At 66.2% G+C, this 13,724-nt stretch carries 17 protein-coding genes; 8 read left to right on the top strand and 9 right to left on the bottom strand.

Annotation, left to right across the window (positions count from 1 at the left end; genetic code table 11):
- Positions 1-42: 42 nt before the first annotated feature.
- The 5 genes from ACVOLJ_RS13160 to ACVOLJ_RS13140 all read right to left on the bottom strand — a co-directional run bounded on the left by ACVOLJ_RS13160 (position 43) and on the right by ACVOLJ_RS13140 (position 4,013).
- Complete coding sequence (locus ACVOLJ_RS13160) at positions 43-1,140, bottom strand: AI-2E family transporter (protein WP_475280944.1); 1,098 nt, start codon at positions 1,138-1,140, stop codon at positions 43-45.
- Between the two features lie 67 nt (positions 1,141-1,207).
- Positions 1,208-1,639, bottom strand: a complete 432-nt coding sequence (locus ACVOLJ_RS13155) for a protein sip-5 (protein ID WP_475280945.1) — start codon at positions 1,637-1,639, stop codon at positions 1,208-1,210.
- A complete protein-coding gene (locus ACVOLJ_RS13150) occupies positions 1,636-2,106 on the bottom strand; it encodes a phage holin family protein (protein WP_475280946.1) in 471 nt (156 codons plus the stop codon). Before ACVOLJ_RS13150 ends, ACVOLJ_RS13155 begins: the two co-directional genes overlap by 4 nt.
- A gap of 8 nt (positions 2,107-2,114) precedes the next feature.
- Positions 2,115-2,477, bottom strand: coding sequence for a hypothetical protein (locus tag ACVOLJ_RS13145; protein WP_475280947.1), 363 nt, complete (start codon positions 2,475-2,477; stop codon positions 2,115-2,117).
- 102 nt (positions 2,478-2,579) lie between these two features.
- On the bottom strand, positions 2,580-4,013 hold the full coding sequence (locus ACVOLJ_RS13140; RefSeq protein ID WP_475280948.1) for a Do family serine endopeptidase: 1,434 nt from the start codon (positions 4,011-4,013) through the stop codon (positions 2,580-2,582).
- Between the two features lie 490 nt (positions 4,014-4,503).
- On the opposite strand from ACVOLJ_RS13140, the gene ACVOLJ_RS13135 reads away from it, so the two are divergent.
- Together ACVOLJ_RS13135 and ACVOLJ_RS13130 are read left to right on the top strand one after the other, a co-directional pair.
- Positions 4,504-5,430 (top strand): histone, encoded by a 927-nt coding sequence (locus ACVOLJ_RS13135; RefSeq protein WP_475280949.1) that lies wholly within the window; start codon positions 4,504-4,506, stop codon positions 5,428-5,430.
- Positions 5,431-5,563: 133 nt separating this feature from the next.
- Entirely contained in the window at positions 5,564-6,250 is a 687-nt protein-coding gene (locus ACVOLJ_RS13130) for a hypothetical protein (protein WP_481564286.1), read from the top strand.
- A 15-nt stretch (positions 6,251-6,265) separates the two neighbouring features.
- Here the strand turns inward: ACVOLJ_RS13130 and ACVOLJ_RS13125 are convergent, their stop codons facing one another.
- Complete coding sequence (locus tag ACVOLJ_RS13125; RefSeq protein WP_475280951.1) at positions 6,266-6,625, bottom strand: DUF1428 domain-containing protein; 360 nt, start codon at positions 6,623-6,625, stop codon at positions 6,266-6,268.
- A 299-nt stretch (positions 6,626-6,924) separates the two neighbouring features.
- On the opposite strand from ACVOLJ_RS13125, the gene ACVOLJ_RS13120 reads away from it, so the two are divergent.
- The gene (locus tag ACVOLJ_RS13120) at positions 6,925-7,497 is read left to right on the top strand and encodes an OmpO family porin (protein ID WP_475280953.1); all 573 of its coding nucleotides are present in this window, start codon (positions 6,925-6,927) and stop codon (positions 7,495-7,497) included.
- Between the two features lie 190 nt (positions 7,498-7,687).
- Positions 7,688-8,365, top strand: coding sequence for a response regulator (locus ACVOLJ_RS13115; protein ID WP_481564285.1), 678 nt, complete (start codon positions 7,688-7,690; stop codon positions 8,363-8,365).
- 7 nt (positions 8,366-8,372) lie between these two features.
- Here ACVOLJ_RS13115 and ACVOLJ_RS13110 read toward each other — a convergent pair whose 3' ends face one another.
- Positions 8,373-8,762 (bottom strand): DUF6165 family protein, encoded by a 390-nt coding sequence (locus ACVOLJ_RS13110; protein WP_481564284.1) that lies wholly within the window; start codon positions 8,760-8,762, stop codon positions 8,373-8,375.
- Between the two features lie 192 nt (positions 8,763-8,954).
- On the opposite strand from ACVOLJ_RS13110, the gene ACVOLJ_RS13105 reads away from it, so the two are divergent.
- Entirely contained in the window at positions 8,955-9,623 is a 669-nt protein-coding gene (locus tag ACVOLJ_RS13105; RefSeq protein ID WP_481564298.1) for a TorF family putative porin, read from the top strand.
- On the opposite strand, the gene ACVOLJ_RS13100 is transcribed toward ACVOLJ_RS13105, so the two are convergent.
- Entirely contained in the window at positions 9,620-10,768 is a 1,149-nt protein-coding gene (locus ACVOLJ_RS13100) for an MFS transporter (protein ID WP_481564297.1), read from the bottom strand. The genes ACVOLJ_RS13105 and ACVOLJ_RS13100 overlap by 4 nt on opposite strands.
- A gap of 144 nt (positions 10,769-10,912) precedes the next feature.
- Here ACVOLJ_RS13100 and ACVOLJ_RS13095 point away from each other — a divergent pair, with 144 nt between their 5' ends.
- Positions 10,913-11,800: a LysR family transcriptional regulator gene (locus ACVOLJ_RS13095; RefSeq protein WP_481564283.1), complete on the top strand. Its 888-nt coding sequence runs from the start codon at positions 10,913-10,915 to the stop codon at positions 11,798-11,800.
- Here ACVOLJ_RS13095 and ACVOLJ_RS13090 read toward each other — a convergent pair.
- Positions 11,769-12,236 (bottom strand): YehS family protein, encoded by a 468-nt coding sequence (locus ACVOLJ_RS13090; RefSeq protein WP_475280957.1) that lies wholly within the window; start codon positions 12,234-12,236, stop codon positions 11,769-11,771. The two genes, ACVOLJ_RS13095 and ACVOLJ_RS13090, sit on opposite strands and share 32 nt — an antisense overlap.
- 85 nt (positions 12,237-12,321) lie before the next feature.
- Here ACVOLJ_RS13090 and ACVOLJ_RS13085 point away from each other — a divergent pair, with 85 nt between their 5' ends.
- Both ACVOLJ_RS13085 and ACVOLJ_RS13080 read left to right on the top strand, forming a co-directional pair.
- Positions 12,322-12,816, top strand: coding sequence for a hypothetical protein (locus tag ACVOLJ_RS13085; protein WP_481564282.1), 495 nt, complete (start codon positions 12,322-12,324; stop codon positions 12,814-12,816).
- An 89-nt stretch (positions 12,817-12,905) separates the two neighbouring features.
- The gene (locus ACVOLJ_RS13080) at positions 12,906-13,658 is read left to right on the top strand and encodes an SDR family NAD(P)-dependent oxidoreductase (RefSeq protein ID WP_481564281.1); all 753 of its coding nucleotides are present in this window, start codon (positions 12,906-12,908) and stop codon (positions 13,656-13,658) included.
- The last annotated feature ends 66 nt before the right edge of the window (positions 13,659-13,724 follow it).

Below are 13,724 nucleotides of genomic sequence, written 5' to 3'. Positions count from 1 at the left end.
GTTTCCGGCGCTGCGATCTGCGCGCTCGTTGCCGTGGCGCGCTTATTCCAGCAGACGTGCCCAGCCCTGCATGCCGTCCAGCCGCGCCAGCACCAGCTTGATGCACACCAGCAGCGGCACCGCCAGCAGCAGGCCGATCATTCCCCAGGCCCAGCCGAACAGCATCAGCGCCAGGATCAACACCAGCGGCGAAAGCTTCATCTGCCGGCCCAGCACGATCGGGGTCACCAGCTGGCCTTCCAGGGTGTGCAGGGTCAGGTACGCAGCCGCTGGCAGCAGGGCCTGCAGTGGATCGCGGAATTCGACAAAGCCCATCAGCAGCATCAACGCCACGCCGATCAGCGGGCCCACGTAGGGCGCGAAGTTCAGCAGTGCCGCCACCGTTCCCCACAGCAATGCTTCCTGCAGGCCGATGCCCAGCAACATCAGCACGCCCGCCAGCAGCAATCCGACCACGGTATTGATGACGCTGATGGTCAGCACGTAGCGCGACACCTCCCGTTCGATCGAACGCAGGATGTCACTGGTGAAGCGTTGCTGTTGCCGGTTCGGGAACAGCGCGATGGCCGCGCGCTGCAGGCTTTGCCCATAGATCATGAAGAACAGGGTCAGCAGCACCACCGCCAGCACCGAGGCCGCCAATCGCGGGGCACGCGTCAACATGCGGTAGGGGTCATCCAGCTGGGTGCGGATCACCTGCACCTTGCGGTTGCCATCACCGCCTGCCACGCGGGCAAAGTTCTCTGCAGCCTGGTTGGCCTGCTGCACTGGCTTGGTCAGGTCCTGCACCTGGCGGGCAACCTTGCGCAGCTGCTGCGGTGCCTCCTGCGCCCAGTCCATGGCCGGGCCGATCAGCTGCACCGCCAGTGCACTGGTCACCCCCAGGCCCATGCCCAGCACCAGCAGGGCGCCGATCGCACGCGGTATCCATAGCTTCTGCAGCAACCGCAGGATCGGATTGCCGACCAGTGCGAAGAACACCGCCAGCAGCACCGGCAGGATGATGTCCTGTGCCGCCCACAGGGTGTAGGCCACGGCCAGGGTTGCCAGCACCACCAGCGACATCGGCGCGCGCGGGCGCGGCGAAGGTGGCAGCGGTGCCGGATCGGGACCAGCCGGGGACAACAGGGACTCGCTCATTGACGCACCGACCGGGAAGGGAAGCCCATTATCCGCCCGCCGCGATCAACGCGGCGGGTGGGGTTCGTCAACGTTCGGACAATTCAGTGGCCGCTTCCGCCGGTCGCGGCTCGCGCATTTCCGGCTCGGGTGCCGGCTGTGGCACCGGCTGCGCAGGTGCCGGCGGCTGCACGGCCTGCTCTGCCTGGTCGGCCGCATCGTCCGCGCTTTCGGCGGCCTGCGCCGCCACTACCGAGGCAAAGGCAGCCTGCGCACTGGCGAACAGGCTCGATACCGAGCCGACCATCTGCAGCCAACGCGCACCGTTGACCTTGCCCGGCACTTCCAGCTTGCCGGCGATGAAGCCACCGGCCAGACCGACCACCACGATGCGCAGTGGCGACCAGCCCTGCCGCCAGACCTGGCTCAGCACGGTCCAGTTGTCCTGGGTCTCGCCGATGCGCACGGCCATCACCTGCTCGCAGCGCTTTACCCGCCGCTGCAATGCACCGAACTTCATGGCTTGCCCTCCGGAACCTGCACACCGGCATCGGGGTCGTCATCGCTGGGCTCATCGAACAGCCCCAGCCTGGAAAGCTGACGCCGCGTGGCGTGCATGCCGGTATGGTGGAAGAAGTAGGAAACCCGCCAGATCGCATAGCCGGTTACCGCCAGGCTGAGCAGCGAGGTGATCAGCAGGGCCTGCAACCAGCTCAGGCCGATGCTCTGCAGCAGCGCGATCAGCGTGGCGGCCATCAGCAGCCAGGCCGACGCGCCAAACACGATGGCGACGCCGGCCCAGGCCAACGCGCGCCCGAACGCACTGCGTGCCAGCGCGAAATCAGCCGACGCCAAGCGGCGCAGCGAGCGCAGCGAGTGCTTGGCCGAATCGGCGGTCGCCCGGCCGGCACTGCCGACCTGGCGGATGCTCTCGTCCAGCGGCGGGGTGGCCGCCGGATCGGGACGTTGCGTGGTGTCTTCGCTCACGCCGTGACTTACTTGTCGCTGCCGCGGGCCAGCTTGGCGATGATCCAGCCAGTAGCGAAGGCCACGCCGAACGAGGCCAGCGGACGCTCGCGGATCAGTTCGGCAGCGCTGTCGATCAGATCCTTGCCCTTGTCCATCAGCGCGTCGACCTGTTCCTTGGCGGCCGCACCACCGAACTCGGCGGCAGCCAGGCCCGACAGCGCGCTGTCGGACAGTTCGGCCTTGACGTTGGCCTTGCCGATGCGCAGTTCGTCGGTGGCAGCGCCGGTGGCGCCCTTGATCGCACCGCCGGCAGCGGTAGCGGCCTGCTTCAGGTGGGAACCGGCTTCACCCAGGTGGTCCTTCAGGTTCTCGGTATTGGTGGGGCTCATCGAATCACTCCAGTTGCGATGGGGGAACGGACGACCGGCGCTGCCGATCTGGACTTACAGCAATAGCATCACAGGGGTATAGGCCACGTTACGGCCAGGCGATCAGCGCATCACCAGCTGGCCCTGCTGCTGGCCATTGTTGCGCAGGATGCGCAGCACCAGGGTGGGCGGGCGCTGCTGGAAATTGGCGCGCCAGCTGGCCAGGTCGGCAAATTCGCCCACCGTGGCATCGGTGATGATGTCGCCCTGCTGCAGGCCGTTGGTCGCGGCCCGGCTGCCGCGCTTGACCTCGCTGACCAGCACCCCGCCGACGCCGGACTGACGCAGCGACTCGGGCAGGTCGACAAAGGTGGCACCGGCCAGGCGCGGGTCCAGGCTCTCGCCGGTGACGGCACGTGCCTGCTCCTTCAGCGTCGCCTTGATCTGCAGCGGCTTGCCTTCCCGGCGCACGTCCAGGGTCAGCGTGCTGCCCACCGCCGCCAGGCCTTCCACGTTGTGCAGGGCCTCGGCACTGTCCACGCGCTGGCCATTGGCCGATACCACCACGTCACCCGGCTTCAGCCCCGCCGCCGCGCCGGCCGAGCCAGCCAGCACGCGGGTCACCAGTGCACCGCGGGTTTCGCCCAGGCCCAGCCCCTGCGCGATCTGCGCGCTCAGGTTCTGGCTTTCGATGCCCAACGTGCCGCGCACCACCACGCCATGCTTGACCAGCTGGTCGACCACGCTGCGTGCCAGGTTGGAGGGAATGGCAAGGCCCAGGCCGATGTTGCCGGCCATGCTGCCCTGCGGATTGAAGCTGGCGGTATTGATGCCCACCAGCTGGCCCTGCAGGTTGACCAGCGCACCGCCGGAATTGCCCGGGTTGATCGACGCATCGGTCTGGATGAAGTTCTGGTAGCCCAGGCCACGGATGCCACTGCGGCCTACCGCCGAGACGATGCCGGAGGTTACCGTCTGGCTGAAACCGAACGGATTGCCGATGGCCACCACGAAGTCACCGACCCGCAGCTGGTCGCTGTTGCCCAGCTTGATGTCGGTCAGGTTCTGCGCCGGAATACGGATCAGCGCGATGTCGGTGTCACGGTCCGAGCCGAGGAACTCGGCCTTGACCGTGCGCCCATCGGCCAGTGTCACCTGCACGTCATCGGCGTTGTCGATGACGTGGTGGTTGGTCAGCACCAGGCCTTCGGTGGCATCGATGATGACGCCCGAACCGAGCGACTCGTTGATCCGCTCCTGCGGAATATCGGGGAACAGGCGGCGGAAGAACGGGTCGTTGAAGAACGGATTGCGTACCCGCACCACCTGCTTGGTGTTGACGCTGACCACCGCAGGCATCGCCTTTTCCAGCATCGGGGCCAGCGATGGCACGGCCTGGCCGGCGACGGATGCAGGCAGTGCTGCCGTGGTTGGCAGCACGGCCGGCAGCGGTGCCGCGTCGGCACGGTTGTCCAGGTGGGCATTGAGGCCGGTGGCAACGAAGCCGCCGAAGGCAGCGGCGATTGCGAGCGTGAGCAGGGTGGGAAGCGGTCGCATGGGAGTCGGTTCGCAGGCTGGGATGGGGGCCGTTGACGCATACGGTAGAGCAAGCTGAATGAGTGTGTCGCGATCTGGATAAATGCCCCATGAAAATCGCACGCATGCCGAGGGGCCGCTCGACGGTGCCGCGCGCGCCGAAAAGCTGTTCGCGACAGCCTCGAGCGGGTGTTGCAGGGTGTCCCGGCATTGCCCGGACACACCGTGATACTTGCGCAGTTCCGCGCATCCGGCCGTTGCGATGGCACGGGTTGTTGCATTGATGCGTTGGTGCTGGCGCAGGTTGTGCCGGCATGCCGTCGGCAACACGCCAGTGCAGCGCACTACTTAAAAAAAGGGGTTTCATGAATGCACGGCGTGTCGGCGCAGGCTGTTGCCTACACCAGCAGCGTCGCAGTAGATGCGATTGCTGGCGCGCGCCCGTTCCACGATCGCCATTGTCGGTATAGCATCGCCCCGTTTTGACAATCCAGGCCCCTAGGAGGGCAACATGAGCAACGGTAATGGTGTGTCGGTCGTGACCGACGCCGTCGAGAACGTGAAAGAAGCCGCCACCAACGTCGGCGAGACCATCGCCCACGCCGCCGAAGACGCAGTGAAGTCGGTCAAGAAGACCGTCAAGCGCGCCACCAAGGCTGCCGGTACCCGCGTTGCCAAGGCCAAGAAGGTCGTGGCCAAGGTCGAAAAGACCGTGGCCAAGAAGGCCGAGAAGGCTGCCAAGTCGGTTGGCAAGACCGTCGCCAGCGCCAAGAAGAAGCTGGAAGCGGCCAAGAAGAATGCCAAGGCCGAAGCGGCTGCCCTGAAGAAGGAAGTGGCCAAGAAGAAGGCAGCTGCCGGCAAGGCCGTGACCAAGAAGGCTGCTGCAGCCAAGAAGACCACCAAGGCCGCCACCAAGGCTGCCGGCAAGAAGGTCGCCACCGTGAAGAAGGCCGCGACCAAGAAGGTTGCGACCGCCAAGAAGGCCGTGGCCAAGAAGACCACCGCTGCCAAGAAGGTTGTCGGCAAGAAGGTCGCGACCGCCAAGAAGGCTGTGGCCAAGAAGACTGTCGCTGCCAAGAAGGTGGCCGGCAAGAAGACTGTCGCCGCCAAGAAGGTCGTCGGCAAGAAGGTCGCCGCTACCAAGAAGGTCGTCGGCAAGAAGACGGCTGCTGCCAAGAAGGTTGTCGGCAAGAAGGCCGCCGTTGCCAAGAAGGTCGTCGGCAAGAAGACCGCTGCCGCCAAGAAGGTTGTCGGCAAGAAGACCGCCGTTGCCAAGAAGGTTGTCGGCAAGAAGACCGCTGCGGCCAAGAAGGTTGTCGGCAAGAAGGTCGCCGCCACCCGCAAGACCGTCGCCAAGAAGGCTGCACCGCTGAAGAAGGCGGTCGCCAAGAAGGCGCCGGCCAAGAAGGCCGTGCGCAAGGCTGCCAAGCGCAAGTAAGCGCGCTGGCTGCGAAGGCCCTTCCACCCATCGGGTGGGAGGGCCTTTTGCGTTTGTGGGGATCGGGCGTCCACGCGTGGCAACGATGCCCCGTGCTGGGGCAAGATGGAGGCCTTCCGCAGGAGTGCCCGGCATGCGCGGTATCGATTTCAGTTCATGGCAGGGCGTGCTCTCCACCCTGGCCGGCCTGGTCCTGATCACGTTGCTGGGCGTGGGTATCCGCCTGCTGGTGATGCAGACCCTGCAACAGCGCCGCGAGCGCGAAAACCGCCAGATCAACGAGCGGCTGCGCACCTTGATGGCCGCCTACAAGACATTGGGTGGGTCCTTTACCGGCGAACTGGGTGTCGACCCGGCGCACCTGCGCGAGCTGCGCCAGCGTGCCCACGAAGAAGGCATCAGCGAACCCGGCTCGGACCGTGCGCGGCGCATCCGCGATGCGGTCGAGGCGGCGCTGTCGGACATCCTGCTGCTGGGCACCGATGAGCAGGTACGGCTGGCCGCGCGTGCTGCCAGTGAACTGGCGCAGGGGCGCCCGGTGCACACGCACGAACTGGTGATCTCACTGCGCGACTTCGTGCGCGAGGCGTTGGATCTGGCGCCGGTACCGGCCGACCTGGAAATGCCGCGGCAGGGGCCGACCCGTCCTGCGGGCGGTGGCGGTGGCGGCAAGGGCCGCAGTGACGGTGAAGGGAAGGGCGGTCGCGCCGGTGGCGGCGGCGGTGCGGGCGGCGGCATGGGTGCGGGCATGGGCCTGGGGGCCGGCGCTGCGATGGGCGCCGGCCATGCAGCCGGTGAGGATGAAGCAGGCGCGCGTTGAACGCGCCTGCCCCGGTCAGCGCTTGAGTTCGAAGATCGGTTCAAAGCCGCCGTAGATCATCCGTGCACCATCGAAGGGCATCGGATTCCTGGCCGGGTCCAGCCGTGGGTCTTCCATCATCTTCTGCATGCCCGCATCGCGGGTGGCCTTGTCCGGCCATTCGATCCACGAGAACACCACCGTTTCCTCCGCCGTGGCTTTCACCGCGCCGAAGAAGTCGGTGGTCTTGCCATGCGGCACATCATCACCCCAGCCTTCCACCACCCGCAGCGCTCCGTATTCCAGGAACACCACATCGGCGCTGCGTGCGTGGGCCAGGAACTTTTCCTTGTTGGCAGTCGGTACCGCCAGTACGAAACCATCGATGTAGCTCATCGCTTGCCTCCGGTGTGGCTCTGCCTGATGCAGGGCCTTCAGGTGTTCGACGTCTGCTGGCGCGGCAAATCGACAACCATCGCCAGCTTGTTCATCCCGCAGTGGATGTCGTTGATAACGAAGCGCGTGCGCGCACCGCGCGCGTATGCCTGAGGCTTGCTGAATCAATGCAAAAAATTCAGCAATGCGAAGACCGCTGTTTTCAGGGAGCGTTGTGGCGAATAACGGAGAATTTACATTCCCGATGCGATGGCGCCCTGGCGCTGCTGCACACCATAAGAAAGTAAAGGTGTACCCCCATGAAGAATTCGCTGATTGCTCTGGCCCTGGCCGCTGCCCTGCCGTTCACCGCTTCGGCCGCCGAGAACCTGTCGTACAACTACGCCGAGGCCGATTACGCCAAGACCGACATTGACGGCATCAAGGCTGATGGTTGGGGCGTGAAGGGTTCCTACGGTTTCCTGCCGAACTTCCACGCTTTCGGTGAATACAACCGCCAGGAAGTCGACCACACCAACATCAAGGTTGACCAGTGGAAGGTCGGTGCCGGCTACAACGTCGAAATCGCACCGTCGACCGACTTCGTTGCCCGCGTTGCCTACCAGAAGTTCGACCGCAAGCACGGCCTGGACTTCAACGGCTACAGCGCTGAAGCCGGTATCCGCACTGCTTTCGGTGCCCACGCCGAGGTTTACGGCCTGGTCGGTTACGAAGACTACTCGAAGAAGCACGGCATCGACATCGACAGCCAGTGGTACGGCCGTCTGGGTGGTCAGGTCAAGCTGAACCAGAACTGGGGCCTGAACGGCGAGCTGAAGATGAACCGCCACGGCGACAAGGAATACACCGTCGGCCCGCGCTTCAGCTGGTAATCGCATCGACGGCGCGCCTGCGCGCCGCCCGTGCTGCAGCAGGCCCGGCATTGCCGGGCCTGTTGCGTTGTGGGGTTTCAAAACAGAGTCTGACTGGCTGGCATGCGGCCATGCTGCATTGCAATGAATTGGATTCCGCCACCGTCAGCAGCCCCCTACGGTGGATATCCCGTGCTGCTGGACCACCGCGATGTCGCCCGTCCTTCCACCGTTGCTTCCCGATCGGCCGCGTCGCCTGGCCTTGCTCGATCCGCATCCGGTGCTGCGGCTGGGCGTGGAAGTACTGCTGCGCCAGTGCAGCGGCATGGACGTGCTGGGCAGCTATGCCGACGAAGGCAATCTGCTGCAGTTGCTGCAAGACGACCCAGGCTGCGTCGACCTGCTGGTGATCGATGCCTTGCCCCTGGGGGATCTTGGCGATGGCCTGGCGCTGCTGCGGACCCTGGCGCGGCGTTGGCCGACGCTGCCGGTGCTGGTGCTGTCGGCGCACTGCAACGCCAGCACCGTGACCGGTGCGATGCAGGCGGGTGCACGCGGTTTCCTGTGCAAATCGACCACGCCTGAAATGCTGTTGCGCGCGGTGAACGTGGTCGCCCGCGGCGGGCGTTTCGTGCCGCCCAACCTGCGCAACCAGCTGAACCGGTCGCGTTCGCGCCGGATGTCGGCGCCCAGCCTGGCGCCGCTCAGCCGGCGTGAGCGCGAAGTGCTGCGCCTGGTGCTGCAGGGCTGCAGTACCGGCGAAGTAGCCCGGCGCTTCCAGCGTTCTGCGAGCACCATCAGCACGCAGAAGAAGACGGCCTACCGCAAGCTGGGTATCCACAGCGATGGCGAACTGTTCCGCATCCGCCATCTGCTGGAATGCGGCTGACCGGCGTTCAGCCGCCCTGGTACTGCTTTTCTTCCACCAGCGCCGAGCCGGCAACGCGATTGATCTCGTTCTTCACCTGCACGCGCTCACCATTGGTGCCATACACGCCGCGCGCGAGCTGGATGAATGCATCATCGAACACCTGCGCCGCTTCCTTGTCGCGCAGCTGGTCCTGGATGTCCCACATGCGCTCGTTGATCGCCTTCAGCTGCGTTTTCAGCGCAGCCAGCGCCGGCTGCGCATCCAGCTGCTGCTGCAGCAGCGGCAGCAGGCCACCCAGCTCAGTGCGCACGTTGGCCAGCTTGGTGGCCTCGTCAATGCGCTCGGCCTTGATCTCGAGAATGGTGATCTTGTCGATCAGTTCACCGATTGATACCGGGGTCAGGATGGCGTCCACGTGGTTGGTTCCTGGAAACAGGCCTGCATGATACCGCGCCCACCGCAGCGGGATTTACGCCGAATTTGCGCAGCGACGGGCCGATCGCCATCGAACGGTTACGGCCGTGCCGCCGACACTGCCGTCCCGGCGGAATGACCGCCCACAACGGGAACACAGGCAGTGAACAACACGGGGAAGATCGCGGCCGGCATGGCCGTGCTGGCAGGCCTGCTGGGTGCAGGCAGCGCGCAGGCGCAGGTGCAGGTGAGCGGCATGGCAGCACTGACGAGCGACTATGTCTGGCGCGGCAGTTCGCAGAGCGACGGCGATCCGGCCGCGCAGGTGGGGGCAAAGGTGACGGTCGGTCCGGGCTGGTATGCCAGCGGGTGGGGCTCGAATGTTTCCTTCAGGCCGGACAACGGCGCACGCAGCGAGTTCGACCTGGTCGCCGGCTGGTCCGGCGCACTGACGCCCGACTGGAGCCTGGATACGAACGTGACCCGCTATATCTACCCCGGCACCGGACGTGCGCTGGACTGGACCGAACTGAATGTCACCGCCACCTGGAAGCAGCGCGCCTGGCTGCAGGTCGCCCATTCCAGCGATGCGTTGGCCGGCGGCCATCGCGGAACCTATGCGCAGCTGGGCGTGCGCGTCCCCTTGAATGCACGCGTGCGGTTGGAAGCTGCAGCGGGGCAGTACTGGCTGGCCACCGCGCAGGGGCCCGATTACCTGCACGGCCAGTTCAGCGCGGTTGCCACGCTGACACCGGCCTGGGAACTGCGTGCCACCGTGCACGACACCGATACGGCGGCAAAGCGCCTGTTCCCCGGCAACGCCGGGGGACGCTGGGAACTGGCGTTGCAGGGCAGCTTCTAGCAGCCGGCAGCAGCCCGGCGCGCGCGCCAGGCGTCTGGCAGCCACACCAGCAGGGCCAGTACCGCCACCGCGGTACCGGCCAGGCAGACGCCGGTCCAGCCGAAACGCTGATAGACCTGCGCCGACAGCAGCGAGCCGAGCGAACCACCGATGAAGTAGCCGGTCATGTAGCCGGCATTGAGGCGATTGCGCGCCTCTGGCTGCAGCGCGTAGATCAGGTTCTGGTTGCTGACATGCAGCAGCTGCGCGGCCAGGTCCAGCACCACCACGCCAACCAGCAGCGCCAGCAGGGAATGCGCCGACAGCCCCAGCGGCAGCCACGACAGCAGCAACAGCACCAGCGCAATGGCCGTGGCACGGCTGGTCTGGCCACGGTCGGACATGCGCCCGGCAAGACCGGCCGCGAGCGTGCCGGCGGCACCCACCAGGCCGAACAGGCCGATGGTGGCGTCGCTGTATGCGAACGGAGGCTGCGCCAGCAGGAAGGCCAGCGGTGTCCAGAAGATCGCGAACATCGCAAAGCTGCACGCGCCCAGCAGCGTACGTCGGCGCAACACCGGCTCCTGCACGAACAGCGTGCCGATCGAACGCAGAAGTGCGAAGTAGCCCAGCCCAGCGGTGTGATGGAAGCGCGGCAGGCCGCGGTGCAGGGCCAGCGCCGTCAGCACCAGGGTGCCTGCGGCGATCGCATAGACCAGCCGCCAGTCGCCCAGGCTCGACAACAGCCCGGCCACGGTGCGTGCCAGCAGGATGCCCAGCAGCAGGCCACTCATCAGCGTACCGACCACCCGGCCACGATGCTCCGGTGCGGCCAGGGTGGCCGCAAACGGTACCAGCACCTGTGCCACCACCGAGAACAGGCCGGTGATCGCCGTGCCCACCAGCAGCCACGTCAGTGACGGCGCGCAGGCGCTGATCACCAGTCCGCTGGCCGACAGCAGCGTCATCACCACGATCAACCGGCGACGCTCGAACAGATCGCCCAACGGCACCAGCAGGATCAGCCCGGCCGCATAGCTCAGCTGCGCTGCCGTCACCACCATGCCGACCTGGCCGAAGGGCACGCCGAAGGCATCGGCGATGGTGTGCAGCAGCGGCTGTGCGTAGTAGTTGCTGGCAACCGCCACGCCGGTGGCGACCGACATCAGCAGGATCTGCCAGCGTTGCAGGGGGGGAAGGGAAGTGGTCACGCGATGTTCCGTGAAGCGGGGACGCACAGTGTCCGCCGCCTGCAGTGATGATGGAAATGAATCATCATCATCGCAATCATCTTTAATTGAGATAGTTGCGTGAATCTCAAACAGCTCGAGTTCGCCGTTGCCCTGGCCGAGGAAGGCAACTTCACCCGGGCGGCCGCGCGCTGCCATGTGGTGCAGTCTGCGTTGAGCCACCAGATCGCCCACCTGGAGCAGGAACTGGGCATGGCCTTGTTCGAACGGCTGCCGCGCGTGGTGCGCACCACCGCGGCGGGCGAGGCGCTGCTGGTACATGCGCGCCAGGTGCTGGCCAGCCTGCGTCATCTGCGCGCCGATGTGGCCGCCGTCAGTGGTGAGGTGCGCGGCATGCTGGCGATCGGGCAGATTTCTTCGCTTACCGGCATCGACGTGGTGGCGATGCTGGCCGCCTTCCAGCACGACCACCCCCAGGTGGAGTTCCAGCTGCGGGTGGACAAGAGCGAAAGCCTGCTGGCGCAGGTGCAGTCGCGCGCGCTGGATGTCGCGCTGGCGGGGTTGGCACCGTCGGCGCAGCTGGATGGCGTCTGCCATCAGATGTTGCAGGAAGAGGATCTGGTGGCCGTGCTGGCACCGCAGCACCGGTTGGCCCGGCGCCGTCGACTGCCGCTGTCCGCATTGCAGGACGAGCCGCTGGTCGATTTCCCGCGTGGAACCGGTGCGCGCCGGCAGACCGACGACGCGTTCGCCGCGGCGGGCCTGCCGCACCAGGTGCGTTTCGAGGTCAACCTGATGGAACTGGTCGAGCGCTTCGTCCGCCATGGCCTGGCGGTCGGCATCGTGCCGGTGCTGATCGCCGATGGCTTCGAAGGGGTGGTGCAGGTGCCTCTGCAACCGACCCCGACCCGGCGCGTGCATCTGGTCTGGCAGCGTCTGCCAACGCCGGCCGCGCGCGCCTTCGTCGATGCCGTGCTCAGCCGCGCAGGCGCAGGCTCAGGCCCTTGAGGAAGTTGCGCAGCATCTGGTCCAGGCAGCGCCGATAGTTCTTGTGGCCGGGCTGGCGGAACAGCGCGCCGAGTTCGGATTTGGAGACATTGAAGCCCACGGCGGCGAAGATGTCCGTCATGTCCACATCGCGCAGCTGGAAGGCCACGCGCAGCTTCTTCAGCACCAGGTTGTTGTCGATGCGGGTTTCCACCGCGCGCTGCGGCTGGCTTTCATCGCGCCCGCGCAGGTGCAGGATCAGGCCGTCCAGGAAGTGCGCCAGCGCACTGTCGTTCATCGGCTGGAAACCCGGCTCGTCTTCGCGCAGCAGCCAGGCCTTGGCCTGCTCGGTATCCACCGCGAAGTCGGGGTCGGCCATCTGGCACAGGGTCACCACATGGTGGTCGCCCAGGTCCAGGGAGTAGCGCACGCTGCGCAGCACATCATTGTTGATCATGGCCCATTGTACCGGTCCGGCCGCTGTCACCGGGCTGTCATCGGATTGAAGCATCGTGAGCACTGCCCTGTAGAGACCCTTTCCGATGCGCCGGTACCTCCTTTCCGCCCTGCTGACCGCCAGCACCTTCGCCGCTGCCGCCCAGGACCGCTTCGTGCCCCTGGAACAGCGCCTCAGTGCGGCCCAGCTGGCCGAAGTGGGCCTGGACGCGACCCAGCTGCAGACCCTGAACCGCGTGTTGCGGGAAGCCGAGGCCTCCCGGCCGGCCGCTGCCCTGGCGCCGGTTGCGGCAAGCTCGGGCGCATCGCTGCCAGCCAACGTTCCGGCCCCGGCGGCGATGCATCTGGGCCTGGAAGAAGGCCCGGTCAGCGCCCGCGTGGTCGGTGACGTCGCGGGCTGGGAGCCGGGCACGGTGTTCACCCTGGACAATGGCCAGCAATGGCAGGTGATGAAGGGCCAGATGAAACTGCGCAGGACGCTGCAGGCGCCGCAGATCGAAGTCATCCCCGGCATCGCCGGGCGCTGGTTCCTGCAGGTCGACGAAGATCTGCCGAAGGCGCGCGTGTTCCGCCTGCGCTGATCACCCGCAACACAGCGGGCCGATCAGGCAACGCAGCGCACGGCCGACGGTGCCAGAATGGCGCTCTGGTTACCCACGGAGTTGTCTGCATGACCCGCACCGTCCTGATTACCGGCGCCACCTCCGGCTTCGGCGCCGCTGCCGTCCACCGTTTCGCCCAGGCGGGCTGGAAAGTGATCGCCACCGGCCGCCGCAGCGAGCGGCTGCAGCCGCTGGTCGAGCGCTACGGCCAGGATGTGGTGCATGCCGCCGCGTTCGATGTGCGTGATCCGGTCGCCATGGAAGCGGCGCTGCTGGCCCTGCCGCCGGCCTTTGGTGACATCGATCTGCTGGTGAACAATGCCGGCCTGGCGCAGGGCACCGCGCCGGCGCAGAGCGCCAGCCTGAAGGACTGGACGACGATGATCGACACCAACATCACCGCGCTGGTGACCCTTACCCACCGGCTGCTGCCGCAGCTCGTGCAACGCAAGGGCGCGATCATCAACATTTCCTCGGTGGCAGGTGTCTACCCGTATCCGGGCGGCAACGCCTACGGTGGCACCAAGGCCTTTGTCAGCCAGTTCTCGCTGGGGTTGCGTTCGGACCTGCACGGTACTGGCGTGCGCGTGACCACGATCGAGCCAGGCATGGCCGAAACCGAGTTCACCGTGGTCCGCACCCATGGCGACCAGGTGGCCTCGGACAAGCTGTACACCGGCGCCAACCCGATGACCGCCGAAGACATCGCCGAGCAGATCTTCTGGGTGGCCAGCCTGCCGGCCCACCTGAACATCAATCGCCTGGAGCTGATGCCGGTAAGCCAGTCGTTCGCCGGTTTCCAGGTCGCCCGCGAAGGCTGACCTGCTGTCTGCGGCGTTGAGCCTTGCTCGACCGCGTCAACGGCAGCCGAGCATGGCTCCGCTCTA

It is taken from the genome of Stenotrophomonas sp. STEN046, from assembly GCF_056759755.1.
Note: the sequence above shows the minus strand (reverse complement) of the source record. Positions and strands in the feature narration are given on the sequence as shown.